Here is a 24,684-nt window from a genome sequence, read left to right as displayed (position 1 = left end):
GTGGAAGCAGGTCCCCGGTGAGCTCGTCCGACCCCTCCGGCGCCCCGGCGCCCGACGCCGCAGCCGGCCCGTTCGCCCGGCTCGCCGACTTCGCCGCGCTGCCGAGGATCGGCGCGCTCGCGCTGTCCGTGGACGGCGCGCGGCTGGCGGTCTCGGTCGCGACGCTGGACCCGGCCGGGAAGAAGTGGCAGTCGGCCCTGTGGGAGGTCGACCCCGCCGGGGAGCGCCCGGCGCGGCGGCTGACCCGCAGCGCGCCGGGCGAGTCCTCGCCGACGTGGGCCCCCGACGGCTCGCTGCTGTTCACCTCCGCCCGCCCGGACCCCACCGCGGCGGAGGCGGGCGAGCCGAAGCCGGCGCTGTGGAGCCTGCCGCCCGGGAGCGGCGAGGCCCGGCTCGTGCTCTCCCGCCCCGGCGGGATCGCCGGCGTCGCGGTGGCTCCGGGCACCGGCGACGTCGTGGTCGCCGCGGCGACGCTGCCCGGCGGCGCCGAGGCCGAGGCGGACGAGGAGCGCCGGAAGGCGCGGGCCGACGCCGGCGTGACCGCGGTGCTGCACGAGGCCTACCCGGTGCGGCACTGGGACTCCGACCTCGGGCCGGCCGCCCCTCATCTGTTCTGGGCCGGCCGGCTGCCCGGCGAGGAGACCGCCGGGCCCGCCGAGCTGCGCGACCTGACCCCCGACGCGGCACCGCCGCACGGTGCCGGCGAGGAGTTCACCCTGGCGCCCGACGGGCGGCTCCTGGCCCGCTCCGAGGAGGTCCCCGACGGTCCGGCCGGGCACCGCAACCGGATGGTCGTGACGGCCACCGACGGCAGCGGCACCCGGGTGCTGGTCGACGACCCGCTGGCCGACGTCTACGGGGCCGCCTTCTCCCCCGACGGCTCGTCGCTGGTCTGCGTGCGGGAGTCGCTGTCCAGCTACGCCGAGCCGCCGGACTACACGCTGCTGCTCGTCGACGTCGCCTCCGGCACGGCGCGGGACCTCACGCCGGACTTCGACCGCTGGCCCAGCGCGCCGCAGTTCTCCGCCGACGGCACGGCCGTCTACTTCCTGGCCGACGACGACGGCCGGCACGCCGTCTTCCGCGTGCCCGTGGACGGCAGCGCGCCGGTGCGGCTCACCGGCGACGGCGCCTACAGCCACCTGCAGGTCGCCCGCGACGGCAGCGCGCTGTACGCGCTCCGCTCGGCCTACGACTCCCCCGCCGTCCCGGTGCGGCTGGACCCGGAGGGCACCGGCCAGGAGCCGCGGCCGCTGCCGAGCCCGGGCACGGTCGGCGAGCTGCCCGGCACCCTGCACGAGGTGGAGGCGACCGCCGCGGACGGCACGCGCGTGCAGTCGTGGCTCGTGCTGCCGGAGGGCGCGTCCGCCGACTCCCCCGCGCCGCTGGTGCTCTGGATCCACGGCGGACCGCTGATGAGCTGGAACTCGTGGTCGTGGCGCTGGTGCCCGTGGGTGCTGGCCGCCCGGGGCTACGCCGTGCTGCTGCCCAACCCGGCGCTCTCGCAGGGCTTCGGCCAGGACTTCGTGCGCCGCGGCTGGGGTTCGTGGGGGGAGGCGCCCTACACCGACCTCATGGCCGCGGTGGACGCCGCGGAGCAGCGCCCGGACATCGACCAGACCCGCACGGCGGCGATGGGCGGCTCGTTCGGCGGGTACATGGCGAACTGGATCGCGACGCAGACCGACCGCTTCCGGGCGATCGTCTCCCACGCCGGGCTGTGGCACATCGACTCGTTCACCTCCACCACCGACGCCGCCTACTACTGGGAGAAGGAGTGGGGCGACCCGCTCGCGGAGCCGCGGCGCTACGAGCAGAACTCCCCGCACCGCTACGCCGACGCCATCCGCACCCCCGTGCTGGTCATCCACGGCGACCGCGACTACCGCGTCCCGGTCGGCGAGGCGCTGCACCTCTGGTACGACCTGCAGAAGCGCGGGGTGCCCTCGAAGTTCCTGTACTTCCCCGACGAGAACCACTGGGTGCTCACGCCGGGGAACTCGACGGTCTGGTACGAGACGGTGCTGGCCTTCCTCGCCGAGCACGTCCTCGACGAGCCCTGGCAGCGGCCCGCCCTGCTCTGAGCGGCCCCGCCGTGGGCCGGCCGGCGCCTCAGCGCGCCGGCGCACCGGCCGGCCCCGCACCCGCGGCCCGCCCCGCCTCGACCAGCAGCGCGCGGAGCTCCCGCGGCGGGACGCAGACCTCCAGGGCGTCGGCCAGCAGCCGGGCGAGGGGGTTGCCCGGCTCGCTGCCCAGCGCGCGGTCCAGGGCGATGTTCGCCACGGCACCGTCGCCGCGCAGCCAGGCGCAGGCGGCCACCAGCGCGGCCGGGAAGGCGTCCAGCGGCGCGGGTGCGCGGCGGGCGCACTCGGTCCACAGCGCCTCGGCGGCCGCCGCGTCCTCGCCCAGGGAGAGCAGCAGCGCCCAGTCGCGCACCTCCGGCTGCCGGAGGCTCCACGCGATCCGGGCGACCTCGTGGTCGTCCGGGCGCTCCTGCTCGCGGCCGGGCCGGGAGCGCGCGACCGCCGACCGGATCCGGCGGCGGGCCGCCGAGCGGCCGGGGCGCCCCTCGCCCGCCACCCGGATGACGACGTCCTCCATCGCCGCCCCTGCTGCCCCGCCCACCGGCGCCAGCCGCTGCGCCAGCGCCTCGCGGTCCTCGGCCACCACGGTTCCCGCCGCCACGGCCGCCACCTCCAGCGCGCCGACAGCCGTCGGCAGCGGGGTTCCGCCGCCCGGCGCGCAGCAGGGCAGCGGGCAGTCGAAGTCCCACCACCGGCCGCCCCGGACGAGGAGCACCTGCCGCAGCGGGAGGCCCACCGCGTCCAGCGCCAGCACCAGGCGGTGGACCAGAGCCCGGTGGGGCAGGTCCCCGCCGCCGTCCGGGGCCGCCCCGGGCAGCACCGCCTCGTCGGGCGACTCGGACACGACGAAGCCCATCACCGCCTCGGGGTGGTCGGTGGCCATGCTGCGCGCGAGGACCGCCGCGAGCTCGCGCGCGTGGTGGGCCGGCGGGATGTCGACCCGCGCGGTCAGCCCCACCCGGCGGCCGGACGCACCGCCGAGGCCGACCAGCACCACCGACTCGCGCGGCCGGTAGCCCAGCAGCTGCGGCAGCCCGGCGGCGAGCTCGCCGGGATCGCCGAGCCGGACGACGGGGAGCCCGGCGCCGTCAGCGGGGTCGGGGAAGGGGAACGGGAACGGGGCCGGCTCCGCCGGTCCGGTGAGGTCCATGCACCGACCGTGCGCGGCCGCCGGCGGGCAGAGGAGAGCGCGGGCCGATCTGTGGAAGCAGCCCGCCCCTGTGGACGACGCTCAGTCGAGCGCGGCGGCCTGGGTCTCGTAGGCCTGCTCGAGCAGCGAGAGGAACGCGTCGGCGTCCAGCGGCGGCACCTCGGCGCCGGTCGGGTCGACCGCCAGCGAGGTGAGCACGACGAGCCGGTCGCCGTCCTCCACGGCGCCGAGCAGTGCGGGTACCGACAGCTGCGAGCCGTCGGGCAGGGCGACCACGGTCGTGTAGCGCACCGCGGCGGCGCCGTCGCCGAGGTCGGCGACGGGCAGGTCCTCGAACAGCACCGTCGCCCGCCCGATCTCCGGCGAGCTGATCTGCGCCTCGGGGCAGCGCTCGGCGGCACCGGCGAGCTGGTCGACCGTGCCCTCGGTCGGCCCGCCCCGCACGAGCATCTCCACGACGACCTCGGTGCCCTCCTGGGCGCTCACCGCGGCGATGTCGTCGAAGTCCGCGAGGTCGGGCTGGGTGCCCTGCACGGCCGCGCCGCAGGCCTCGGGGGTCACCTGCACGTCGCCGAGGGAGGCGGCCAGCCCGGCCCCCTGCTCGAGCTCCTCCGGCGAGACGGAGGCGACCACGGCGTCGGGGCCGAACGCGTCGGCCGGGAGCAGGCCGGAGGCGAGGTCGACCTCGGGCTCCTCCTTCTCCGAGGCCTCGGCCGCCTTGGCGTCGGAGTCGGCGCGCGACTCGGCGTCCGCGTCGTCCCCGCCGCAGCCGGTGAGCACGGCGGTCGAGAGCAGACCGGCGGCGACCAGGCCGCGGAGACGGGTGGCGCGCGACGTGATCGACATGGGCCGACGGTAACCGCACCGCCCGCGCACCCGCGGGACCAGCGCGGACGGTCCGCTCAGACGTGGTACTGGACGGCCGCCCGGGCACGCAGGATCGGCCGCACGAACTCCGCGACCACCGACAGGTGCACCGGGTCCTGGGCGTACCGGTAGAAGGCCTCGACGTCGGGGAAGTCGGCGATGAGCACGGCCGAGGCGTTCCCGTCGGAGAGCCCGGCGTCCTCCGCCACGGCCAGGAAGGACATGCCCCCGACCTCGTGCCGCAGCCCCCGCAGGGCCGCGAGCGCCGCGCCCACCTGCTGCTCGTCGGCCGTCGGCTTCCAGGTGAACGTGACGACGTGACGGATCATGGCGACCAGCTTCGCAGGTCCCCCCGCCACCCGGACGGGGGTCGCGGCGCGGCTGGTGACCGGGAGCGCGGGGCGACCTCGTTAGAGTCCCGAGCATGGGACGGTCGCTGCGCATCGCACTGCTGTCCTACCGGAGCAAGCCGCACGGCGGCGGCCAGGGCGTCTACGTGCGGGCCCTGTCCCGCGAGCTGGCCGAGCTCGGGCACCGCGTCGAGGTCTTCAGCGGCCAGCCCTACCCGGAGCTGGACGCCGGCGTGCCGCTCACCAAGCTGCCCAGCCTCGACCTCTACCGCGAGCCGGACCCCTTCCGGATGCCCCGGCCCTCGGAGTTCCGCGACTGGATCGACGTCGCCGAGTGGGCCACCATGTGCGCCGCCGGCTTCCCCGAGCCCTTGACGTTCACCCTGCGCGCGGCCCGGCACCTGCTCCCCCGCGCCGGCGAGTTCGACATCGTCCACGACAACCAGTCGCTCGGGTACGGGTTGCTCCGGCTGACCCGGGCCGGGATGCCCACCGTCGCCACGGTGCACCACCCCATCGCCATCGACCGCGAGCTCGAGCTGGCCGCGGCGCCGTCGCTGTACAAGAAGCTGACGCTGCGCCGCTGGTACGCCTTCACCGGCATGCAGGCCAGGGTGATCGGCCGGCTCGACGGGGTGGCCACCGTCTCCGAGCACTCCCGGACCGACATCGAGCGCTACATGGGCCTGCCGGCCCCGCGGATGGAGCTCATCCCCAACGGCATCGACCCCGACGTCTTCGCGCCGCCGCCCGGGGGCCGGCAGCGCGACAGCGACTCGATCCTGGCCATCACCAGCGCCGACGTCCCGCTCAAGGGGCTGGTGCACCTGCTGGAGGCCGTGGCCAAGCTGCGCACCGAGCGGCCGGTCACCCTCACCGTCGTCGGCAGCGCCCGCCCCGGCGGACCCGCCGAGGCGGCGCTGGACCGGCTGGCCCTGCGCGACGCCGTCCGCTTCACCGGGCCGGTGCCCGAGGAGGAGCTGATCGGGCTGCTGCAGCGGGCCACGGTCATGGCCATCCCCTCGCTGTACGAGGGCTTCTCGCTGCCGGCCATCGAGGCGATGGCCTGCGCGACGCCGCTGGTCGCCACCGACGCCGGCGCGCTGCCCGAGGTCGTGGGCACCGACGCCGGGCTGCGGGTCAGGGCCGGCGACGTCGGCGAGCTCACCGCGGCCCTGCAGCGCGTGCTGGACTCGCCGTCCCTCGGCGAGCAGCTGGGCCGCGCAGGCCGGCGCCGCGTGCTGGACAGCTACACCTGGCGGGCCACCGCCGAGCGCACCGCCGAGTGGTACGCGCAGATCCTGGAACGGAAGGGACGTCCTTGCTGACCGTCGACTACGACCTGCTCGACCTGCGGCCCGGGATGCGCGTGCTGGACCTGGGCTGCGGCGAGGGCCGGCACGCCTTCGAGGCCTACCGCCGGGGAGCCGACGTCGTCGCCGTCGACTGGGGCGTCTCCGAGGTGGAGACCACCAAGCGCTGGCTCGGCGCGATCGGCGAGGCCGGTGAGGCCGGGCTGCGGCCCGACGGCACCCCCGCCCGCTTCGAGGTGGTCCGCGGCGACCTGCTGCACCTGCCCTTCCCCGACGCCAGCGTCGACCGGGTCATGGCCTCCGAGGTGCTCGAGCACATCCCGGACGACGTCACCGCGATGGCCGAGATCTTCCGCGTGCTCAAGCCCGGCGGCCGCATGGTCATCACCGTGCCGCGCTACGGCCCCGAGCGGATCTGCTGGGCGCTGTCGGACGAGTACCACGCCAACGAAGGCGGGCACATCCGCATCTACCAGCGCAGCCAGCTGCGCGAGCGGCTCGCCTCCGTCGGGCTGGTCCCCGGCGCCACGCACCACGCGCACGCCCTGCACGCCCCCTTCTGGTGGCTGAAGTGCGCGGTCGGGGTGGAGAAGGACAACGCCGCCGTGCGCGCCTACCACCGGCTCCTGGTGTGGGACCTGATGCACCGGCCGTGGCTGACCCGCACCGCCGAGAAGGTGCTGGACCCGCTGTTCGGCAAGAGCCTCGCCATCTACGCCGACAAGCCCGCGACGGCGGCCGGCGCCGCGCCCGCCGAGGCGGAGCGGTTCGTTGCCGCGGGCTGACCGCACGCGGCTGCTGCCCGAGCTGCCGGGCGTCCTGACCGGCGACCAGGTACGCACCACCGTGGCCTGGATCGCCGGCGAGCAGGCCGCCGACGGCGCCCTCCCCTGGTTCCGCGGCGGCCAGCTCGACCCGTGGGACTCCGTCGAGGCCGCGATGGCCCTCGACCTCGGGGGTGAGCACGACCGCGCCGCGGCCGCCTACCGCTGGCTGGCCGCCCGGCAGCGGCCCGACGGCTCGTGGGCCGCCGAGTACCGCGACGGTGCCGAGGTCTCCCCCTCCGTGGAGAGCAACCACGCCGGCTACCTCGCCGTCGGGCTGTGGCACCGCTGGCTGCTCACGGCCGACGAGGCGCTGCTGGCCGAGCTGTGGCCGGTGGTCCGCCGCGGGCTGGACCTGGTCGTCGCCATGCAGCTCGACGGCGGCGCCATCGGCTGGGCGCTCCGCCCGGACCGCAGCCCCGACGGCACAGCGCTGCTCACCGGCAACGCCAGCCTGTTCCAGGCCCTGCGCTGCGGCATCGCGCTGGCCGGGCTCGTCGGAGAGCCGCAGCCGGACTGGGAGCTCGCGGTCACCGACCTGGGCACCGCGCTGCGCACCCGGCCCGAGGCCTTCGCCGACCGGTCGCGCTACTCGATGGACTGGTACTACCCGATCCTCGGCGGCGCGGTCACCGGCGAGCAGGCCCGCGACCGGCTCGCCGCCGGCTGGGACACCTTCGTCGTCCCCGGGCTGGGCGCACGGTGCGTGTCCGACCGCCCGTGGGTGACCGGCGCCGAGACCTGCGAGCTGGCGCTGGCGCTCGTCGTCGCCGGGCAGCGGGACGCCGCCCTCGAGCAGGTCGCGGCCATGCAGCACCTGCGGGACGACGACGGCTCCTACTGGACCGGCTACGTGTTCGCCGACGACGCCCGCTGGCCGATCGAGCGGACCACCTGGACCGCCGCGGCCGTGCTGCTCGCCGCCGACGCGCTGTCCGGCGCCACCGCCGCCTGCGGCCTGTTCGCCGACCCCGCGGCGCTGCCGGCGGCCGGCACCCTCGACGACGGCGCCCGCGCCGCCGGTTGGCTGGCGGGAGGTGCGGGCACGGTCACCCCGTGACCGTGCCCCGTTCCTCCTCCCCATCCGCCGCCGCGGGCGTCACCGTGGTGGTCGCCAGCCGCAACCGCCGCGAGGACCTGCTGGTCACCCTGCCGCGCCACGAGGCGCCGGTGGTCCTCGTGGACAACGCGTCCACCGACGGCACCGTCCAGGCGGTCCGCGCCGCCCACCCCGACGTCACGGTGGTGCCGCTCGGGCGCAACGTCGGTGCCCGGGCCCGCACCGTCGGGTCGGCCCTGGCCGGCACCCCCTTCGTGGCCTTCGCCGACGACGACTCCTGGTGGGCTCCCGGCGACCTCGCCCGCGCCGTGGAGATCATGCGGGCGCACCCGCGGCTGGCGGTGCTCAACGCCCGGATCCTGGTCGGCCCCGAGCAGCGGCTGGACCCGGTGTGCGCCGAGATGGCCCGCAGCCCGCTGCGCCGCGGGGACCTCCCCGGGCCCGCGCTGCTGGGCTTCGTGGCCTGCGCCGCGCTGGTGCGGACGGCGGCCTTCGAGGAGGTCGGCGGGTTCGACCCGGTCGTCCGCTTCCCCGGCGAGGAGGAGCGACTGGCGCTGGACCTGGCGACGGCGGGCTGGTCGATGGCCTACGTCGACGAGGTGACGATCCACCACCACCCGTCGCCGCGCCGGGACGACCCCGCCCGGCGGCAGGCCGGCATCTGGCGCAGCCGGCTGCTCACCGCCGCCATGCGGCTTCCCGTCGGCGACGTCGCGGGGCTCGTGGGCGGGGCGGTGCGCTCCGGACGCCCGGGCCTCACCGGGCTGGCGCGGGCGCTGCCGGACCTGCCCGCGGCGCTGCGCCGCCGGCGGCCGATCCCGGCGTGGCTGCGCGCCGACCTCCGCCTGCTCGAGGAGCCATGAGCCGGCACAGCCCGAACCGGGACGAGGTAGGTGATCCCCGCGTCGCGGTCGTCGTGATCACCCACCAGCGGCGCGACGAGCTGCTGCTGGCCCTCGACCGGCTGCTGGCCCTGCCGGAGCGGCCACGGGTCGTCGTCGTGGACAACGGCTCCACCGACGGCACGGCCGACGCGGTCCGCCGGAGTTTCCCCTCGGTGGACCTGATCGCCAGCCCGGACAACCTGGGCGCGGTGGGCCGCAACCTCGGCGTCGCCCGCCTGGACACCCCCTACGTCGCCTTCTGCGACGACGACACCTGGTGGGAGCCCGGCTCGCTGCGCACCGCCGCCGACGTGCTCGACGCCCACCCGCGGCTCGCCGTCGTCACCGCGCGGATCCTGGTCGAGCCCGGCGGTGCGGAGGACCCGATCGTGCCGGAGCTGCGCGACTCCCCCGTCCGCGGCGCCGCCTGGCTGCCCGGCCCCGCGCTGGGCTCGTTCCTGGCCGGCGCCTCGGTGCTGCGGCGCACCGCCTTCGACGAGGTGGGCGGCTTCTCCGAGCGGCTGTGGCTGGGCGGCGAGGAGGAGCTCATGGCCGGCGACCTGGCCGCCCGCGGCTGGGAGCTGTGCTACCTGCCCGAGCTCACGGTGCACCACGAGGCCAGCCGGGCGCGCGATCCGCACCGGCGCCGCCGCGACGGCATCCGCAACACCCTCTGGACGACGTGGCTGCGCCGTCCGGTCCGGCCCGCGCTGCGGCGCACCGCGCACCTGCTGCGCACCCTGCCGCGCGACCGGGTGTCCCTGCTCGGGCTGCTCGCCGCCGCCCGCGGTGCCCCGTGGGTGCTGCGCGAGCGGCGGGTGCTCCCGCCGCACGCCGAGGCCCGCTTCGCGGCGCTCGACGAGGCGCAGCGCCGCTCCACCGCCCGCCGCTACGTGAGCTAGGGAGCCGCGTTCAGCCGGGCCGCCTGGCGGGTGAGGTGGTCGCGCTCGGGCAGGTTCGTCGCCGTCCGTGCGGCCTCCGCGTAGAGCCGGGCCGCCGTAACCGGGTCGCCGTCCTTCTCGTGCAGGTGGGCGGCGACGGCGGCGTACCGGGGCAGCCCGGGGTCGAGCCCCTCCAGCGCGGCCAGCCCGGCGCGGGCGCCGTCGGCCTCACCGACCGCGACCGCCCGGTTGAGCCGCGCGACCGGGCTGCCGGTGAGCCGCACCAGCTCGTCGTACCACTCGACGATCTGCACCCAGTCGGTCTCCGCGGCGGTCCGGGCGTCGGCGTGCAGCGCCGCGATCGCGGCCTGGGCCTGGTACTCGCCCAGCCGGTCCCGCGAGAGCGCCGTCTGCAGGATCTGCACCCCCTCGGCGATGGCCGCGGTGTCCCAGAGGCTCCGGTCCTGCGCTGCCAGGGGCACCAGGCGCCCGTCCGGAGCCGTCCGCGCCGGTCGCCGGGCCGAGTGCAGCAGCATGAGCGCGAGCAGGCCGGCGACCTCCGGGTGGTCCAGCGCCGCCCGGAGCCGGCGGGCCAGCCGGATGGCCTCCGCGACCAGGTCGACGTCCCCGGAATACCCCTCGTTGAACACCAGGTAGAGCACCCGCAGCACCGTCGCGACGTCGCCGGGCCGGTCGAGCCGCGCGCCGGCGATCGTCCGCTTCGCCCGGCTGATCCGCTGCGCCATGGTCGCCTCGGGCACCAGGTAGGCATCGGCGATCTGCCGGGTGGTCAGCCCGCCGACGGCGCGCAGGGTGAGCGCCACCGCCGACGACGGCGACAGCGACGGGTGCGCGCACAGGAAGTAGAGGTGCAGCGACTCGTCGGCCTCAGGCACCGGGCCGGGCGCCGGCTCGAGGTCGAGCGCGTCCTCGCGCCGGCGACGGGCGACCTCGGACCGCGTCGCGTCGAGGAACCGGCGCCACGCCACCGTGACCAGCCAGCCCTTCGGGTCCCGGGGCGGGTCGGCCGGCCACGCCCGGACCGCCTCCACGAGCGCCTCCTGGACGGCGTCCTCGGCCGCCGCGAAGTCGGCTCCGCGGCGGACGAGGACACCCAGCACGCCCGGGACGAGGCCTCTGAGCAGGGCCTCGTCGAGCGGGACGGTCACTCCGAGACGAGGGACGGCTCGCCGTAGAGCGGTCGGACCTCGAGCCACTCGTGGATCGGCCTGCCGTCCTTGCCCGGCGCGGCCGACAGCTCGCCGGCCAGCTCGATCGCCCGCTCCGGGCTGTCGACGTCGATGATCATCCAGCCGGCGATCAGGTCCTTGGTCTCGGCGAACGGGCCGTCGGTGACCGGCGGGCGACCCTCCCCGTCGTACCGGACCCACATGCCCTCGGGCGCCAGCGCGTTCTCCCCGACGAACTCACCGGCCTCCCGCAGCTTGTCCGCGAAGTCCTGCATGTACTGGATGTGGGCGTCGATCTCCTCGGGCGTCCACCGGTCCATCGGCACGAACCCGGGCGGCGTCGGGGCACCGCGGTAGTGCTTGAGCAGCAGGTACTTGGCCATCGTCGTCTCCTCGCCGGATGTGCGGCCCATCGTGGCCGCTCGCACCCCGGGGACGGAACCGGGACGCCGTTCTCGACATCCCTGCGCCCGGTTCCTCCACGAGATCTGCACACTCGTGGGCATCAGGCGCCCGAAGACCCCGAATGTGCAGGTCTCGGGGCGGTCAGCGGGCGCAGTCGATGCAGGTCCGCGCGGTGGGCCGGGCGGCGAGCCGCTCGGGGGCGATCGGCCCGCCGCACGTCTCGCACCGGCCGTAGGTGCCGGACTCGACGGCGGTGACGGCCGCGTCGACGTCGGCCAGCCGGCGGCGTGCCTGCTCCAGGAGCGCCGCGACCTGCTGCCGCTCGAAGGCGATGGTGGCGCCCTCCGGGTCGTGCTCGTCGTCGACGTTCGAGGCCTGCGACGCGGCGACGATCGCGTCGAACTCGCGGGTCAGCGCCGCGATCTGGGCCAGCGCGGCCGCCCGCTCCGCGCCGAGCGCCTCCTCGCTCACCGGTCGCGGCGCAGCAGCCGCATCGACCCCACGCCCGGCAGCTCGGTGAAGTCGCCGGACTCCAGCACCCGGGTGTAGACGCCGAAGGGCGCCTGGCCCCCCTCGGCCGGGTCCGGGAACACGTCGTGGATGGCCAGGGTGCCGCCGACGGCGAGCTTGGCGACCCACGCGTCCTGGTCGCGTCGCGCCGACTCCTCGGTGTGGCTGCCGTCGAGGAACAGCAGCGCCAGCGGGGTGCTCCACAGCGGCGCCAGCACCTCCGAGCGCGTGACCACCGCGATGACGACGTCCTCGGCGCCGGCCTCGGCGATGGTGCGCCGGAAGCGCGGCAGCGTGTCGACGAGCCCGACGGCGGGGTCGACCAGGGTCGGGTCGTGGTACTCCCAGCCGGGCTGGTGCTCCTCGGAGCCTCGGTGGTGGTCGACGGTCACGACCTGGCGGCCGGTCTCCCGCGCGGCGGCGGCGAGGAACAGCGCCGAGCGGCCCATCCAGCTGCCCACCTCGAGCAGCGGCCCGGGCACTTCGACGGCCCGCGCCGCCTCGTAGAGGGCGCGGCCCTCGTCCTCGGGCATGAAGCCGGGGGCGGCGGTGGCAGCGGCCAGGAGATCGGTGGTCACCGGCACAGCCTCGCCTATCGCGCCAGGCGGGTGCGCAGGGCGGTCACCCGGCGCTCGGTCGCCTCCCCGGCGGCGGTGCCCGCGGCCTTCGCGAAGAAGGCGCCGACCGCCGTGGTCACCGGCACCGCAAGGACCAGCGCGATCGAGCCGACGAGCGTCCGGATGACCTCCTCGGCGAGCGCGGACGAGGTGAGGACGACGTCCCACGGCTGGTCGTAGAGCTCGAAGAGCAGCAGCAGCGGGAGCGCGGCACCGGCGTACGCGAAGACGATCGTGTAGACGGTCGAGGCGATGTGGTCGCGGCCCACGGCCATGCCCCGGTCGTACAGCTGGCGCCAGGTCATGCCCTGGTCCACCTCGTGCAGCTGCCACACCGCCGAGGCCTGCGTGATCGTCACGTCGTTGAGCACGCCCAGCCCCGCGACGACGATGCCGGCGAGCACCAGGCCGGAGAAGTCCAGCGTCGGGTCGAAGTTGTTGAGGGTGTTGGTCTCCTCGCTGGTCAGCCCGGTCAGCCGCGCGGCCTGCACCGCCAGCGCGCCCATGACCGCGACCAGCGCCAGCCCGAACAGGGTGCCGACGAGCGCCGTGGTCGTCCGGGCGGAGAGGCCGTGGGCGAGGTAGAGGACGACGAACATGATCGCCGAGGAACCGACCAGGGTGATTAGCGTCGGGGAGCTGTCCCCGAGCAGCCCGGGCAGCACGAACTGCAGCAGCACGAAGAACGCGATCGCCAGGCCGAGCAGCGCGGCCAGGCCGCGCAGCCGCGCCACCAGCCCGACGACGACGGCGAAGGCGATGGCGAGGGTGAGCATCGGGGCGCCGCGGGCGAAGTCGAAGAACCCGTAGGTGGCCCCGCCCTCGGTCGCGGCGTCCCGGGTGAGGACGAGCGTGTCGCCCTCCTCCACCCCGTTGGCGACCACCACGGCGTCCAGCTCGATCTGCTCGTAGTCCCCCGCGCTGTCGCCGTCGAGCACCTCCACGACGGCCGTCGCGCAGGTCGCCGGCCGTCCGGCGTCGCCGCAGTCGAACTCCTCCACCGACACCACGCGGCCGTCGGGGTAGGTGGTGCCCGGCGGGAGGTAGGTGGCGGCGACCTCCTCGGCGCGCGTCGGCCCGTCGTCGGGCCACAGGACGAACAGCCCGATCACCGTCGCCAGGCCGACCGGTACGAGCAGCAGCAGCATCAGCCAGACCGCGCGCCGCCGGAGCCGGATCGCCTCGGGGCTGGGCGGCGGCGCGTCGGGGTCGGGTCCGTGGCTGTGCGAGTGGCTGGGAGGCACCCGGTCAGGCTAGGAGCCCGCCCACCGGTCGTCGGTGCCCGACACCGGCCGGGGTCAGCTGTGCTCGCGCGGGCTGCCGTCGGGGCCGGTCGGCGAGAGCTCGGCGGCGTCCTCCTCGCCGTTCTCGTCGACGATCGGGAAGCGGTGCCACAGGCCGCTGAGCTGCAGCGGCCGGACCACCGCGGCCGACGGCGTCACCAGGGCCACCTCGACGCCGCGGGGCGCCGCCATGCGCTGCAGCTGCACCAGGACCGCCATGCCGGCCGAGTTCATGAACGGCACGCCGCCCAGGTCCAGCGCGACCCGGCGCAGCGGCGTCCCGGACAGCAGCACCTCGGTGAGGACGCGCACCAGGGGCCGGCGGGCGGCGTCGGTGAGCTCGCCGTCGAGCTCGAGGAAGACGACGTCGCCGTCGACGACCGAGCGGACGTCGGGCTCGGCGTCGCCGGAGGGGCCTGCGTGCTGCTCCGTGGTCTCTGCCATGCGGGTGCCGTTTCCCCGCCCGGAGCCGGTTCACACCGTGCCCCGGCCCGGGACGGAAGGCCGGAACAAACTCGTCGGATAGACGTTTACCAGAGCGACTGCGCGAGGTAATCTCCAGTCGCCACTAGAGGTTCCGTCCTCGGGCAGCGAACACCACAGCGACATCCACGGAGGTATCGACATGATGCTGACCGCCTACGACCCGTTCGCCGCCACGTCCGCCGCCTTCCGCGCGCTGGACCAGCTGACCGGTCGTTCCGGCTCGATGACCGCCCGTCCGCTCTCCGGCATGCCGATGGACGCCTACAAGGTCGGCGACAACTTCGTCGCCCACTTCGACCTCCCCGGCGTCGACCCCGGATCGATCGACCTGTCGGTCGAGGGCACCACCCTGACCATCAGCGCCGAGCGCTCCGTCCCGCACCTCGAGGGCGCCGAGTGGGTCGCGGCCGAGCGGCCGTACGGCAGCTACACCCGGCAGCTGGTCCTGGGCCGCAGCCTGGACACCGACCGGCTCGAGGCCAGCTACCACGACGGCGTGCTCACGGTGAGCATCCCGGTCGCGGAGAAGGCCCGGTCCCGCAAGATCACCGTCACGCGGGCCGACACCCCGACCGCGGTCGAGGGGCGCACCATCGAGGGCGAGTCGTCCTCGGACGAGCAGGAGCAGAAGGCCGTCACCAGCTGACGACGGCGACCGGAGGGGCCGGGCCCGGCTGGGCCCGGCCCCCTTCACTTCCACCGACCGGAGGAGGACGGCGATGACCGACGCCGATCCGCTGCGCCGCCTCGACGACCCCGACTACCCGGCGCTGACCATGAGCCAGGCCGCGGAGCTGCTCGGCGTCCAGGCCGCCTTCCTGCGCAGCCTTGACTCCTCCGGCGCGCTCTCGCCGCACCGGTCCGCCGGCGGTCACCGCCGCTACTCGCGCGCCCAGCTGGGCCTGGCCGCCCGGCTGCGCGGACTGCTCGACGACGGGCACTCGCTCGCCTCCGCCGGGACCATCGTGGGCCTGCAGGACCAGCTCGCCGCCGCCCGCGCGGACGCCGACCGGCTCCGCGACGTGGCCTCGCAGCTGCGCGCCGACGTCGCGGCGCTGCGACCGGGGCCGGCTCCCGACGGACCCTTGCACGGAAACCCTAGGGGGGTATAGTTCCGGTCGGGCAGCGGTCCACGCCGCCCGCACAGGAGGAACGCAGTGACCAGCGCCGAGCACCCCGACCACCACCAGCACGGGTACATCCACCGCAAGGACGACTACCTGAAGCGGCTGCGGCGGATCGAGGGCCAGGCCCGTGGGCTGCAGCGCATGGTCGAGGACGAGAAGTACTGCATCGACATCCTCACCCAGGTCTCGGCGATGACGAAGGCGCTCCAGGCGGTCTCCCTCGGCCTGCTCGAGGAGCACCTGAGCCACTGCGTGGTGGCCGCCGCCAAGGTCGGCGGCCGCGAGGCCGACGAGAAGGTCCGCGAGGCCACCGAGGCGATCGCCCGCCTCGTGCGCTCCTGATCCCCCGCTTCAGCGATCCATCCGGGAGGACACCATGACCACCGCCAGCTACACCGTCGTCGGCATGACCTGCGGCCACTGCGTGAACGCCGTGACCGAGGAGGTCTCGGCCGTCCCCGGTGTCGGCGCCGTGGACGTCGACCTCGAGTCCGGCGGGCTCACCGTCACCAGCGACGCCCCGGTCGACGAGGCCGCCGTCCGCGCCGCCGTGGAGGAGGCCGGTTACTCGGTGGCCGGCTGACGCCGACCCTCCGTAGCCGCACCGCCATGAGCACCTCCGTCAAGCTCGCCGCCTTCGGCGCCGGTCTGGTCGCCGTCTTCGGTGCCGCGCTCGGCCTCGGCGCCGTGATCGGCCCGGTCGGCCCGGTGGGGACCTCCTCCGCCGGGCACGACACGGCGGCGGAGGCAGCCGCCGGGCACGGCGCGGATGCCGCGCACGGGGACGACGCCGCGGACGCGGACGACACCGCCGCGCTCCCCGCGGGCCTGGCCGTCGCCGAGGACGGCTACGCGCTCGCGCTGGACCGGACCTCGCTGCCGGCCGGCGCCGACGTCCCGCTGTCCTTCCGCGTGCTCGGGCCGGACGGGCACGCGGTCACCGACTACGCGGTCCGGCACGACGAGGACCTGCACCTGGTCGCCGTCCGCCGCGACCTGACCGGCTACCAGCACGTGCACCCCGAGTTGGGGGCCGACGGCACCTGGCAGGTGCCGCTGGACCTGTCCCCCGGGTCCTGGCGGGTCTTCGCCGACTTCGCCCCGGCCGCCGACGGGGAGGCACGCACCCTCGGGGCCGACCTCTCCGTCGCCGGCGGCTACGCACCCGAGCCGTTGCCCGGACCGGCCGCCGTGGCCGAGGTGGACGGCTACACCGTCGTCCTCGACGGCTCCCTGACCGCCGGCGGCGAGTCCGAGCTCCGGTTCGGGATCAGCCGCGACGGCGTCCCGGTCACCGACCTGCAGCCCTACCTGGGCGCCTTCGGGCACCTGGTGGTGCTGCGCACCGGCGATCTCGGCTACCTGCACGTCCACCCCAGCGACCCGCCGGCCGGCGCGGCGCCCGCCCCCGGCCCCACCGTCGCCTTCGGCACCACCGCACCGTCCGCGGGCAGCTACCGGCTGTTCCTGGACTTCAAGCACGGCGACGTCGTCCGCACGGCCGCCTTCACGGTGGACGTCGGCGCGCACGAGGAGCACGGACCGTGACCACCACCCCGACCGCGACCGACGTCGAGCTGCTCATCGGCGGCATGACCTGCGCCTCGTGCGCGGCCCGCGTCGAGAAGAAGCTCAACAAGCTCGACGGCGTCACCGCGACGGTCAACTACGCCACCGAGAAGGCGAAGGTGAGCGTCACCGGCGACGTCACCACCGAGGACCTCATCGCCACCGTCGAGAGGACCGGCTACACCGCCGCGCTCCCGGAGCCGCCGCGGGCGGAGCAGGTCGAGGAGACCGCCCCGGACACCCTCGCCGCGCTGCGGACGAGGCTGGTCGTGAGCGCGCTGCTCAGCGTGCCGGTCGTCGCGCTCGCGATGGTGCCGGCCTGGCAGTTCGAGTACTGGCAGTGGCTCTCGCTCACCCTCGCCGCGCCGGTCGTCGTGTGGGGCGGCCTGCCGTTCCACCGCGCCGCCTGGACCAACCTCCGGCACGGCGCGGCGACCATGGACACCCTGGTCTCGCTCGGCACGCTGGCCGCCTTCGGCTGGTCGCTCTACGCGCTGTTCTGGGGCACCGCCGGCATCCCCGGCATGGTGCACCCCTTCGAGCTGACCATCGAGCGCTCCGACGGCAGCGGGAACATCTACCTCGAGGCCGCGGCCGGGGTGACGACGTTCCTGCTGGCCGGCCGGTACTTCGAGGCGCGGTCCAAGCGGCAGTCCGGCGCCGCGCTGCGCGCGCTGCTGGAGCTCGGCGCCAAGGAGGTCTCGGTGCTGCGCGGCGGCACCGAGGTCCGGGTGCCGGTCGACCAGCTCGGCGTCGGCGACCTGTTCGTCGTCCGCCCCGGGGAGAAGCTCGCCGCCGACGGCGAGGTGACCGAGGGCTCCTCGGCGGTCGACGCGTCGATGCTCACCGGCGAGCCCGTCCCGGTGGAGGTCGGCGCGGGCGACGCCGTCGTCGGCGGCACGGTGAACGCCGGCGGTCGGCTGGTCGTGCGCGCCACGCGGGTCGGCTCGGCGACCCAGCTCGCGCAGATGGCACGCCTGGTCGAGGACGCGCAGAACGGCAAGGCCGAGGTCCAGCGGCTGGCCGACCGGATCTCCGGCGTCTTCGTGCCCGTCGTGCTGGCCCTGACCGTGGCGACGCTGGGCTACTGGATCGGCACCGGCGCGGGTCTCCCGGCGGCGTTCACCGCGGCGGTCGCCGTGCTGATCATCGCCTGCCCGTGCGCCCTGGGGCTGGCCACGCCGACAGCGCTCATGGTCGGCACCGGCCGCGGTGCACAGCTCGGCATCCTGATCAAGGGCCCGGAGGTGCTGGAGAACACCCGCCGCGTCGACACCGTGGTCCTGGACAAGACCGGCACGGTCACGACGGGGCGGATGACGCTGGTGGACGTCGTCCCGGCGGCCGGCGCGGACGGCGAGCGGCTGCTGCGCCTGGCGGGAGCGCTGGAGGCCGCCTCCGAGCACCCGATCGCGCAGGCGGTCGCCCGCGCGGCCGCCGAGCGAGGAGCGCTGCCCGCCGTCGACGGGTTCACCAACGTCGAGGGCCTCGGCGTGCACGGCGTGGTCGACGGAGCCGCGGTCGTCGTCGGCCGGCCGCGGCTGCTGGCCGACTGGTCGGTGGCGCTGACCCCGGAGCTGCAGCGGGCCGTCGACGCGGCCGAGCAGGCCGGGAGCACCGCCGTCGCCGTCGCCGTGGACGGTGCCCCGTGCGGCGTCCTCGTGGTCGCCGACGCGGTGAAACCGACCTCCGCGGCCGCGGTCGCCCAGTTCCGGGCGCTCGGCCTCACCCCGATCCTGCTGACCGGCGACAACGAGCGGGCCGCCCGCACGGTGGCTGCCGCGGTCGCGATCGACGAGGTCGTCGCCGAGGTGCTGCCGCAGGAGAAGGTCGACGTGGTCCGGCGGCTGCAGGCCGAGGGCCGGGTCGTGGCGATGGTCGGCGACGGCGTGAACGACGCCGCCGCCCTCGCCCAGGCCGACCTCGGACTGGCCATGGGCACGGGTACCGACGTCGCGATCGAGGCCAGCGACCTGACCCTGGTCCGCGGCGACCTGCGCGCCGCGACCGACGCCATCCGGCTGGCCCGGCGCACCCTGTCCACGATCAAGGGCAACCTGTTCTGGGCGTTCGGCTACAACGTGGCCGCGCTCCCGTTGGCGATGGCCGGGCTGCTCAACCCGATGATCGCGGGTGCGGCCATGGCGTTCAGCTCGGTGTTCGTCGTCTCGAACTCGCTGCGGCTGCGCGGCTTCGCGCCGCTGGCGGAGAACCGGGACCCGCAGCACTAGCGTCCCCGGCATGACCTCCCGCCCGGCTCCCCGAGGCACCCGCGCCCTCGCGGTCGCGGGCGCCGCTGCGGGCGTCCTGCTGCTCGGGAACCCGGAGCGGGTCCTCGAGGCGGTGGCCCCGGCGTTCCCGCGGGAACGCCGGTGGCTGGTCCGCGCGCTCGGTGCCCGGCTCGTCGCCCAGCACGGCCTCGTCCTGGTGCGGCCGGACGCCGCGGTCGCCGGCGCCGCCGTCGACGCGCTGCACGCCGCGAGCATGCTGCCGTTCCTCGCCTCGGCCCGGTACGGGCGGGCGGCGCGGGTCAGCGGCGGGGTGGCCCTCGCCTCCGCGCTGGCCGCCGGCAGGGCGCTGGTCCGCTAGAACGCCGGGAGCACCAGCAGCGCGGTCGGCAGGAGCAGCAGCAGGACGGCGCCGAGCAGCGCTGCGGCCCGGGCGGGAGCCGGCGGCGGCGACGGCGGGTCGAGCAGCCGTACGACCCGGGCGCGCACCGCGCCGCCGGTCACCGCGAGCGCGCCGCCGGGCACCTCCGCTCCCCCGGTCCGCCCGGCCGCGGCCACGATCGCCTGCGCCAGGGTGCGCCGTGGATCGGCGCCGTCGAGGTCCCGCAGCGCGACGTCGTCGGCCCGCATCTCGACCAGCTCGCGCACCGCGGCGTGCGCGCGACCGGCCGCCGGCAGCACCGGCAGCGCCGCCTCCCAGGCGACGAACGGCAGCAGCAGCAGGTGGTGGTGCTCGCGCAGGTGCGCCCGCTCGTGCGCGACGACCGCGGCCAGCTGCGCCTCGTCCAGCTCGGCGACCATGCCGGAGGACAGCACCAGCAGCGGCCGGGCGCCCGGGATGCAGAACGCCACCGGGGCGGGGTGCTCGAGCAGCCGGGTGCCGGGCTCGCCGCCCGGGGAGACGACCAGCTCCAGCAGCGCACGGTGGCGCCGCCGGGTGCGGGCGGTGCGGAACCAGGACAGCGCCAGAACGCCGACCAGCTGCAGGGCCAGCACCGCGGCCAGCGTCACGGCGACCCAGTGGTCACCGCGCACCGGGTCGCCGGCCGCCTGCCCCTGCACCCACGACCACCACGCCTCGGGCAGCGAGTGACCCCACGGCGCGAGGCCGTGCACGAGCAGCGCGCCGATGATCGACAGGCCGCCGGCCAGCCCGATCGCCTGCCAGCAGACCAGGGCGACGAGCGGGTCCCGGCCCGGCCAGCGCGCCCGGCCGAGCAGCGCCGGCACCGGCCACGCCAGCGCTGCGGCGAGGACGGCGAGCGCGGCCGCGGAGGCGGGCAGCATCGGCCGGGGCCGTCAGCGGCCGTCGCCGGCCAGCAGCTCCCGGAGCAGGCGGGCCTCGTCGTCGTCGACACCGCCGACGAACCGGGCCAGCACCGCCTGCCGGTCGGCGGCCTGGCCGAGCACCTCGTGCATGAGCTCGGCGGCGTGGTCCTCGCGGCTGGCGCGGGCGGAGAACCGCCGCGGGCGGGCCTCGTCGTGCACGACGAAGCCCTTCTGCTCCAGCCGGGTCAGCACGGTGTGCACCGTGGTCAGCGCGATCCCGCGGTCGGCCAGCCCGTCCCGCAGCGCCGTCGCGGCCACCGGGCCCTCGGCCGACCAGAGCTGGTCCATGACGGCCCGCTCCAGCTCCCCCAGCGTGGCCATCGGTCCTCCTGTCGTGCGGCTCACAGCGACTTCTTCTACGTGTCGTAGAAATGTCTCTTCTACCCGGCGTAGAAAGAACGTGTCGATAGTACGTCGGCCTCAACGACGAGGAGCGGGTGCCGTGGACGTCCTGGACGTGGCGCGCTGGCAGTTCGGGATCACCACCGTCTACCACTTCCTGATGGTGCCGCTGACCATCGGCCTGGGGATCCTGGTCGCGGTCATGCACACGATGTGGGTGCGGACCGACAAGCCGGAGTGGCTGCGGATGACCCGGTTCTGGGGCCGCATCTACCTGATCAACTTCGTGCTCGGCGTGGCCACCGGCCTGGTGCAGGAGTTCCAGTTCGGGCTGGCCTGGAGCGAGTACTCCCGCTTCGTCGGCGACGTCTTCGGCTCGCTGCTGGCGCTCGAGGCGCTGCTGGCCTTCTTCCTGGAGTCCACGTTCCTCGGCCTGTGGATCTTCGGCTGGGGCCGGATCCCGAAGAAGCTGCACCTGGCCGCGCTCTGGGCCGCGGTCGTCGGCTCGGTGGTGAGCGCGTTCTTCATCATCGCGGCCAACTCCTGGATGCAGCACCCGGTCGGCGTCACGGTGGGCGAGGACGGCCGCCCGGTGCACACCGACTTCCTCGCGGTCCTGACCAACAACACCGCGCTGGCCGCCTTCAGCCACGCGATCGTCGCCGCGCTCATGGTCGCCGGCGCCCTGCTGGTCGGCGTCGGCCTGTGGCACCTGCGCCGCAGGACGCTGGCCGGCCGGTCCACCGCGGACCCCGACCACGCGGTGTGGCGCCGCTCGGTCCGGCTCGGCGGCTGGGTGTCGCTGGCGGCCTTCGCGCTCACGGCGCTGACCGGCGACTGGCAGGGCAAGCTCATGTACGAGCAGCAGCCGCTGAAGATGAGCTCTGCGGAAGCGCTCTGCGAGACCGAGGCGCCGGCGTCCTTCTCGATCTTCGCCTGGGGCAAGCTCGGGGACAACGAGTGCGACGACGTCCACTCGATCACCGTCCCGTACCTCCTCAGCTACCTCGCCCACGGCGACTTCTCCACCGCCGTGCCCGGCGTGGACGAGCTGCAGGAGGAGTACGCGGCGGTCTACGGCGAGACCTACCCCGACGACCCGTCCTTCGGCGACCAGGCCGGCGAGCCGATCGACTACACGCCGCTGCTCGCGGTCACCTACTGGAGCTTCCGGCTGATGATCGGCATGGGCGCGGTCTCGGCCGGGGTCGCCGCCTACGCCCTCTGGTCGACCCGCCGCGGCCGGGTCCCGACGTCGCGCATCGGGGTGCACGGATCGCTGCTCGCCGTGGGCGCGCCGTTCGTGGCCAACGCCGCGGGCTGGGTGTTCACCGAGATGGGCCGGCAGCCCTTCGTCGTGTACCCCAATCCCGACGTGCCGGTCGAGGACCAGGTGTGGTTCTTCACCGCCCAGGCCGTCTCCCCCGGCATCAGCGCCGCCGAGGTGTGGACGTCGCTGATCGCGCTGACGGCCGTCTACGGGGCGCTGGCCGTGGTCGAGCTGTGGCTCATCGGCCGGTTCGTCCGCGCCGGCGTCACCACCGGCGACGCCCACCCCACGCCGGGGTTCAGCCCCGACCCGCCCGACGACGAGGACGACGGCTCCCCGCGGCGCGACCGCGACGACGACGTCCTCCAGTTCGCGTACTGACCAGGAGCGCTCCCGTGGACCTGCAGACCCTCTGGTTCGCCGCCGTCGCGGTGCTGTGGACCGGCTTCCTCCTCCTCGAGGGCTTCGACTTCGGCGTCGCGGCGCTGCTGCCGGTGCTGGGCCGGCGGCCCGCCGATCGGCACCTCATGCTGCGCAGCATCGGCCCGCTGTGGGACGGCAACGAGGTCTGGCTGATCACCGCCGTCGGCGCGGTGTTCGCCGCCTTCCCCGGCTGGTACGCGACCTGGCTGCCGGCGCTGTACCTGCCCTTCGTGCTGGTGCTGTTCGGCCTGATCATCCGGGCGGTCGCCTTCGAGTGGCGGCACTCGCACCACACCGAGGCCTGGGACGCGACGTGGACGCGGGTCATCACCGCCGGCTCGCTGATCGCCGCGCTGGGCATCGGCGCCGCGCTGGGCGCGACCACCCTGGGCCTGCCGATCGACGCCGACGGCGACCGGGTGGGCGGGGCCTTCGCCGGCTGGTCCTGGCCGGCGCTGCTGGGTGCGGTCGCCGTCCTCGGGTTCTCGCTGGTGCACGGCGCCCTCTTCCTCGCGCTCAAGGTGGACGGCGACGTCCGGCTGCGCGCCCGGGCGTTCGCGCTGCGCTGGTCGCCGGTGGCCGCGCTGCCGCTCCTGGCGTGGGCCGGCGTCACCCACCTGCGCTACGGGACGCCGGTGACCGGGGTGCTGTGGCTGGTCGCGGCGCTGGCGGTGCTGGCGACGTGGACGCGGCTGCGGCTGGGCCGCGAGGGCTCGGCGTTCGCGGCCTGGGCGGTCGTGCTCGTGGCCTCCGCCGCGACGATCTTCGGCGCCGCCTACCCGGTCGTCGTCCCGTCGACGGTGGACGTGGCCTTCGACGTCACGGTGGCCGACGCCGCGGTCAGCGACTACACGCTGACGATCATGACCTGGGCCGCCGGCGTCGGGCTGCCCGTCGTCCTGGGCTACCAGGCGTGGACCTACTGGGTCTTCCGGGAGCGCCTGACCGCGGAGCCGGTGCACCCCGAGCCGGTGGGCGCATGAGGGAGAAGGGGCCGCTCGGGGCGCTGGCCGGGGTGCCGGGGCTGACCGGGGCGCTGGTGCGCGCCGCCCTCGCCGCGCTGGCGCAGACCGCCGGCCTGGTGCTGCTCGCCGCCGGCCTGGCGCACGCGGTGGCCCGCGGCTCGGGGCTGACCGACGGGCCGCTCACCGCCCCGCTCGCGCTCGCTGCCGCCGGCGCGGTGCTGCGCGCCGCGGCCGGGGCCGCCGGGCAGGCGCTCGCCGCGCGCGACGCCCGCCGCGCGGCGGACCGGCTGCGCCGCGAGCTGCTCGACCGGCTGGCCGCCTCCCCCGCCGCGGTCGCCGCCGCCGGCGGGCCCGCCACGGCCGCGGTGCTCGCCACCACCCGGCTGCACGACCTCGCCCCCGCGCTCGCCGGCTACCTGCCCGCGCTCGCCCAGATGGCGGTCGTGCCGCCCGCGCTGCTGCTCGTGCTCGCCGGGACCGACCTGCTCTCGGCCGTGCTGGTCGCGGTCACCCTGCCGCTGGTGCCGCTGTTCATGGTGCTCGTCGGGCGGTACACGCAGAGCGCGACGGCGGGCTCCGCCCGGGCACTGGACCGGATCGCCGCGCACGTGGCCGAGCTGGTCCGGGGGCTCCCGGTGCTCGTCGGCCTGGGCCGCGCCGCCGACCAGGCCGCGGCGCTGGCCCGGCTCGGCGAGGCGCACCGCACCCGCACGACGGCCACGCTGCGCATCGCCTTCCTCTCGGCGCTCGTGCTCGAGCTCATCGCGACGTTGTCCGTGGCGCTCGTCGCGGTGACCGTCGGGCTGCGGCTGGTGCACGGCGACCTGCCCCTGGCGGTGGGCCTCACCGCGCTGCTGCTCGCGCCCGAGGCCTTCGCCCCGCTGCGGGCCCTGGGCTCGGCGCACCACGCGGCCGAGGACGCCGCCCTCGCCGCCGCGGAGGCCCGCGCGGTGCTCGCCGCACCCGCCCCCGCTCCGACCGTGCCGGTGCCTGCCGAGGACCCGCGCGGTGCCGACGTCGCCGTCCGCGGGCTCACCGTGCGCTACCCCGGCCGGTCGACCGCGGCGCTGCCCCCGACCGACCTCGACGTCCGCCCCGGCGAGCTGGTCGCGCTGACCGGCCCGAGCGGGTCCGGGAAGTCCACGCTGCTCGCCGCCCTGGCCGGTGTGCTCGGCGCGGACGCCGTCGCGGGCGGCACGGCCACCGGCGTCGGGCCGGTCGCCGCGGTCCCGCAGTTCCCGCGCACCACCGGTGCCACCGTGGCCGACGAGCTGCGACGGCACGCCGGGTCCGCGACCGGGGTCGACGCCGTCGTCGGCGAGGCGTTCGTCGTCGAGGCGCTGGCCCGCGTCGGGGCCACCGACCTGGCCGGCCGCGCCCCCGAGCAGCTCTCCCCCGGCCAGCTGCAGCGGGTGGCGCTGGCCCGCGCGCTGGTGCGCATCCGGCGGGGCGCCACGCTGCTGCTGCTCGACGAGCCCACCGCGCACCTCGACGACGACGCCCGCGCCCTGGTGGCCGGCGTCCTCG

General features: G+C 75.9%; 26 protein-coding genes and 1 pseudogene. 16 read left to right on the top strand and 11 right to left on the bottom strand.

Annotated elements, in window-relative coordinates; genetic code table 11:
- Positions 1-17: 17 nt before the first annotated feature.
- On the top strand, positions 18-2,084 hold the full coding sequence (locus ACI79H_RS18355; RefSeq protein WP_456555858.1) for a S9 family peptidase: 2,067 nt from the start codon (positions 18-20) through the stop codon (positions 2,082-2,084).
- Between the two features lie 28 nt (positions 2,085-2,112).
- On the opposite strand, the gene ACI79H_RS18350 is transcribed toward ACI79H_RS18355, so the two are convergent.
- From ACI79H_RS18350 to ACI79H_RS18340, 3 genes are all read right to left on the bottom strand, one after another.
- Positions 2,113-3,234 carry a DUF4192 domain-containing protein gene (locus ACI79H_RS18350; protein ID WP_456555857.1) on the bottom strand — a complete coding sequence of 374 codons (1,122 nt, stop codon included), beginning with the start codon at positions 3,232-3,234 and terminating at the stop codon, positions 2,113-2,115.
- An 81-nt stretch (positions 3,235-3,315) separates the two neighbouring features.
- Complete coding sequence (locus ACI79H_RS18345) at positions 3,316-4,080, bottom strand: hypothetical protein (protein ID WP_456555856.1); 765 nt, start codon at positions 4,078-4,080, stop codon at positions 3,316-3,318.
- Positions 4,081-4,136: 56 nt separating this feature from the next.
- On the bottom strand, positions 4,137-4,430 hold the full coding sequence (locus tag ACI79H_RS18340; protein WP_456555855.1) for a Dabb family protein: 294 nt from the start codon (positions 4,428-4,430) through the stop codon (positions 4,137-4,139).
- A 95-nt stretch (positions 4,431-4,525) separates the two neighbouring features.
- Between ACI79H_RS18340 and ACI79H_RS18335 the strand changes: the two genes are divergently transcribed.
- Genes ACI79H_RS18335 through ACI79H_RS18315 form a run of 5 tightly spaced genes read left to right on the top strand, consistent with a single transcriptional unit; the run spans position 4,526 to position 9,434 of the window.
- Positions 4,526-5,779 carry a glycosyltransferase family 4 protein gene (locus ACI79H_RS18335; protein WP_456555854.1) on the top strand — a complete coding sequence of 418 codons (1,254 nt, stop codon included), beginning with the start codon at positions 4,526-4,528 and terminating at the stop codon, positions 5,777-5,779.
- Complete coding sequence (locus ACI79H_RS18330) at positions 5,773-6,549, top strand: class I SAM-dependent methyltransferase (protein ID WP_456555853.1); 777 nt, start codon at positions 5,773-5,775, stop codon at positions 6,547-6,549. The genes ACI79H_RS18335 and ACI79H_RS18330 overlap by 7 nt, the downstream gene beginning before the upstream one ends.
- Complete coding sequence (locus ACI79H_RS18325) at positions 6,536-7,648, top strand: prenyltransferase (protein ID WP_456555852.1); 1,113 nt, start codon at positions 6,536-6,538, stop codon at positions 7,646-7,648. Before ACI79H_RS18330 ends, ACI79H_RS18325 begins: the two co-directional genes overlap by 14 nt.
- Positions 7,645-8,511: a glycosyltransferase family 2 protein gene (locus ACI79H_RS18320; protein ID WP_456555851.1), complete on the top strand. Its 867-nt coding sequence runs from the start codon at positions 7,645-7,647 to the stop codon at positions 8,509-8,511. Before ACI79H_RS18325 ends, ACI79H_RS18320 begins: the two co-directional genes overlap by 4 nt.
- Positions 8,508-9,434, top strand: a complete 927-nt coding sequence (locus tag ACI79H_RS18315) for a glycosyltransferase family 2 protein (protein WP_456555850.1) — start codon at positions 8,508-8,510, stop codon at positions 9,432-9,434. The genes ACI79H_RS18320 and ACI79H_RS18315 overlap by 4 nt, the downstream gene beginning before the upstream one ends.
- Here the strand turns inward: ACI79H_RS18315 and ACI79H_RS18310 are convergent.
- The 6 genes from ACI79H_RS18310 to ACI79H_RS18285 form a co-directional block, all read right to left on the bottom strand.
- Entirely contained in the window at positions 9,431-10,582 is a 1,152-nt protein-coding gene (locus ACI79H_RS18310; protein WP_456555849.1) for an RNA polymerase sigma factor, read from the bottom strand. The genes ACI79H_RS18315 and ACI79H_RS18310 overlap by 4 nt on opposite strands.
- Positions 10,579-10,986, bottom strand: coding sequence for a YciI family protein (locus tag ACI79H_RS18305; protein ID WP_456555848.1), 408 nt, complete (start codon positions 10,984-10,986; stop codon positions 10,579-10,581). The genes ACI79H_RS18310 and ACI79H_RS18305 overlap by 4 nt, the downstream gene beginning before the upstream one ends.
- Before the next feature lie 163 nt (positions 10,987-11,149).
- Complete coding sequence (locus ACI79H_RS18300) at positions 11,150-11,479, bottom strand: TraR/DksA family transcriptional regulator (RefSeq protein WP_456555847.1); 330 nt, start codon at positions 11,477-11,479, stop codon at positions 11,150-11,152.
- Entirely contained in the window at positions 11,476-12,096 is a 621-nt protein-coding gene (locus ACI79H_RS18295; RefSeq protein ID WP_456555846.1) for a class I SAM-dependent methyltransferase, read from the bottom strand. The genes ACI79H_RS18300 and ACI79H_RS18295 overlap by 4 nt, the downstream gene beginning before the upstream one ends.
- 14 nt (positions 12,097-12,110) lie before the next feature.
- Positions 12,111-13,379, bottom strand: coding sequence for a YibE/F family protein (locus tag ACI79H_RS18290; RefSeq protein WP_456555845.1), 1,269 nt, complete (start codon positions 13,377-13,379; stop codon positions 12,111-12,113).
- A 54-nt stretch (positions 13,380-13,433) separates the two neighbouring features.
- Positions 13,434-13,862, bottom strand: a complete 429-nt coding sequence (locus tag ACI79H_RS18285) for an STAS domain-containing protein (protein WP_456555844.1) — start codon at positions 13,860-13,862, stop codon at positions 13,434-13,436.
- A gap of 181 nt (positions 13,863-14,043) precedes the next feature.
- Here ACI79H_RS18285 and ACI79H_RS18280 point away from each other — a divergent pair, with 181 nt between their 5' ends.
- From ACI79H_RS18280 to ACI79H_RS18250, 7 genes are all read left to right on the top strand, one after another.
- On the top strand, positions 14,044-14,550 hold the full coding sequence (locus ACI79H_RS18280) for an Hsp20/alpha crystallin family protein (protein WP_456555843.1): 507 nt from the start codon (positions 14,044-14,046) through the stop codon (positions 14,548-14,550).
- A gap of 73 nt (positions 14,551-14,623) precedes the next feature.
- Positions 14,624-15,016: a helix-turn-helix domain-containing protein gene (locus ACI79H_RS18275; protein WP_456555842.1), complete on the top strand. Its 393-nt coding sequence runs from the start codon at positions 14,624-14,626 to the stop codon at positions 15,014-15,016.
- A 45-nt stretch (positions 15,017-15,061) separates the two neighbouring features.
- On the top strand, positions 15,062-15,373 hold the full coding sequence (locus ACI79H_RS18270) for a metal-sensitive transcriptional regulator (protein ID WP_456555841.1): 312 nt from the start codon (positions 15,062-15,064) through the stop codon (positions 15,371-15,373).
- A gap of 34 nt (positions 15,374-15,407) precedes the next feature.
- On the top strand, positions 15,408-15,614 hold the full coding sequence (locus tag ACI79H_RS18265) for a heavy-metal-associated domain-containing protein (protein WP_456555840.1): 207 nt from the start codon (positions 15,408-15,410) through the stop codon (positions 15,612-15,614).
- Positions 15,615-15,640: 26 nt separating this feature from the next.
- Positions 15,641-16,579: a hypothetical protein gene (locus tag ACI79H_RS18260; RefSeq protein WP_456555839.1), complete on the top strand. Its 939-nt coding sequence runs from the start codon at positions 15,641-15,643 to the stop codon at positions 16,577-16,579.
- A gap of 44 nt (positions 16,580-16,623) precedes the next feature.
- Complete coding sequence (locus tag ACI79H_RS18255; protein ID WP_456555911.1) at positions 16,624-18,831, top strand: heavy metal translocating P-type ATPase; 2,208 nt, start codon at positions 16,624-16,626, stop codon at positions 18,829-18,831.
- Positions 18,832-18,841: 10 nt separating this feature from the next.
- Entirely contained in the window at positions 18,842-19,189 is a 348-nt protein-coding gene (locus ACI79H_RS18250; protein WP_456555838.1) for a hypothetical protein, read from the top strand.
- On the opposite strand, the gene ACI79H_RS18245 is transcribed toward ACI79H_RS18250, so the two are convergent.
- Positions 19,186-20,115 (bottom strand): M48 family metalloprotease, encoded by a 930-nt coding sequence (locus ACI79H_RS18245; RefSeq protein ID WP_456555837.1) that lies wholly within the window; start codon positions 20,113-20,115, stop codon positions 19,186-19,188. The two genes, ACI79H_RS18250 and ACI79H_RS18245, sit on opposite strands and share 4 nt — an antisense overlap.
- Before the next feature lie 12 nt (positions 20,116-20,127).
- Positions 20,128-20,478, bottom strand: a complete 351-nt coding sequence (locus ACI79H_RS18240; protein WP_456555836.1) for a BlaI/MecI/CopY family transcriptional regulator — start codon at positions 20,476-20,478, stop codon at positions 20,128-20,130.
- Between the two features lie 121 nt (positions 20,479-20,599).
- Between ACI79H_RS18240 and ACI79H_RS18235 the strand changes: the two genes are divergently transcribed.
- The 3 genes and pseudogenes from ACI79H_RS18235 to ACI79H_RS18225 form a co-directional block, all read left to right on the top strand.
- Positions 20,600-22,150: a cytochrome ubiquinol oxidase subunit I gene (locus ACI79H_RS18235; protein WP_456555835.1), complete on the top strand. Its 1,551-nt coding sequence runs from the start codon at positions 20,600-20,602 to the stop codon at positions 22,148-22,150.
- Positions 22,151-22,164: 14 nt separating this feature from the next.
- The gene (cydB, locus tag ACI79H_RS18230) at positions 22,165-23,175 is read left to right on the top strand and encodes a cytochrome d ubiquinol oxidase subunit II (protein WP_456555834.1); all 1,011 of its coding nucleotides are present in this window, start codon (positions 22,165-22,167) and stop codon (positions 23,173-23,175) included.
- A pseudogene (locus ACI79H_RS18225) lies at positions 23,172-24,581 on the top strand (ATP-binding cassette domain-containing protein); the annotation flags it as partial. The gene cydB and the pseudogene ACI79H_RS18225, both read left to right, overlap by 4 nt.
- Between the last annotated feature and the right edge of the window lie 103 nt (positions 24,582-24,684).

Source organism: Blastococcus sp. SYSU D01042 (assembly GCF_054050515.1).
This window is presented reverse-complemented; position numbering and strand designations above follow the sequence as displayed.

Excerpts from the sequence above, each read along its gene's own strand:
- ACI79H_RS18265 (WP_456555840.1), top strand. The coding sequence starts at position 15,408 with ATGACCACCGCCAGCTACACCGTCGTCGGCATGACCTGCGGCCACTGC.
- ACI79H_RS18285 (WP_456555844.1), bottom strand. The coding sequence starts at position 13,862 with ATGGCAGAGACCACGGAGCAGCACGCAGGCCCCTCCGGCGACGCCGAG.
- ACI79H_RS18250 (WP_456555838.1), top strand. The coding sequence starts at position 18,842 with ATGACCTCCCGCCCGGCTCCCCGAGGCACCCGCGCCCTCGCGGTCGCG.
- ACI79H_RS18260 (WP_456555839.1), top strand. The coding sequence starts at position 15,641 with ATGAGCACCTCCGTCAAGCTCGCCGCCTTCGGCGCCGGTCTGGTCGCC.
- ACI79H_RS18340 (WP_456555855.1), bottom strand. The coding sequence starts at position 4,430 with ATGATCCGTCACGTCGTCACGTTCACCTGGAAGCCGACGGCCGACGAG.
- ACI79H_RS18255 (WP_456555911.1), top strand. The coding sequence starts at position 16,624 with ATGACCTGCGCCTCGTGCGCGGCCCGCGTCGAGAAGAAGCTCAACAAG.
- ACI79H_RS18305 (WP_456555848.1), bottom strand. The coding sequence starts at position 10,986 with ATGGCCAAGTACCTGCTGCTCAAGCACTACCGCGGTGCCCCGACGCCG.
- ACI79H_RS18315 (WP_456555850.1), top strand. The coding sequence starts at position 8,508 with ATGAGCCGGCACAGCCCGAACCGGGACGAGGTAGGTGATCCCCGCGTC.
- ACI79H_RS18345 (WP_456555856.1), bottom strand. The coding sequence starts at position 4,080 with ATGTCGATCACGTCGCGCGCCACCCGTCTCCGCGGCCTGGTCGCCGCC.
- ACI79H_RS18245 (WP_456555837.1), bottom strand. The coding sequence starts at position 20,115 with ATGCTGCCCGCCTCCGCGGCCGCGCTCGCCGTCCTCGCCGCAGCGCTG.
- ACI79H_RS18280 (WP_456555843.1), top strand. The coding sequence starts at position 14,044 with ATGATGCTGACCGCCTACGACCCGTTCGCCGCCACGTCCGCCGCCTTC.
- ACI79H_RS18335 (WP_456555854.1), top strand. The coding sequence starts at position 4,526 with ATGGGACGGTCGCTGCGCATCGCACTGCTGTCCTACCGGAGCAAGCCG.
- ACI79H_RS18275 (WP_456555842.1), top strand. The coding sequence starts at position 14,624 with ATGACCGACGCCGATCCGCTGCGCCGCCTCGACGACCCCGACTACCCG.
- ACI79H_RS18240 (WP_456555836.1), bottom strand. The coding sequence starts at position 20,478 with ATGGCCACGCTGGGGGAGCTGGAGCGGGCCGTCATGGACCAGCTCTGG.
- ACI79H_RS18350 (WP_456555857.1), bottom strand. The coding sequence starts at position 3,234 with ATGGACCTCACCGGACCGGCGGAGCCGGCCCCGTTCCCGTTCCCCTTC.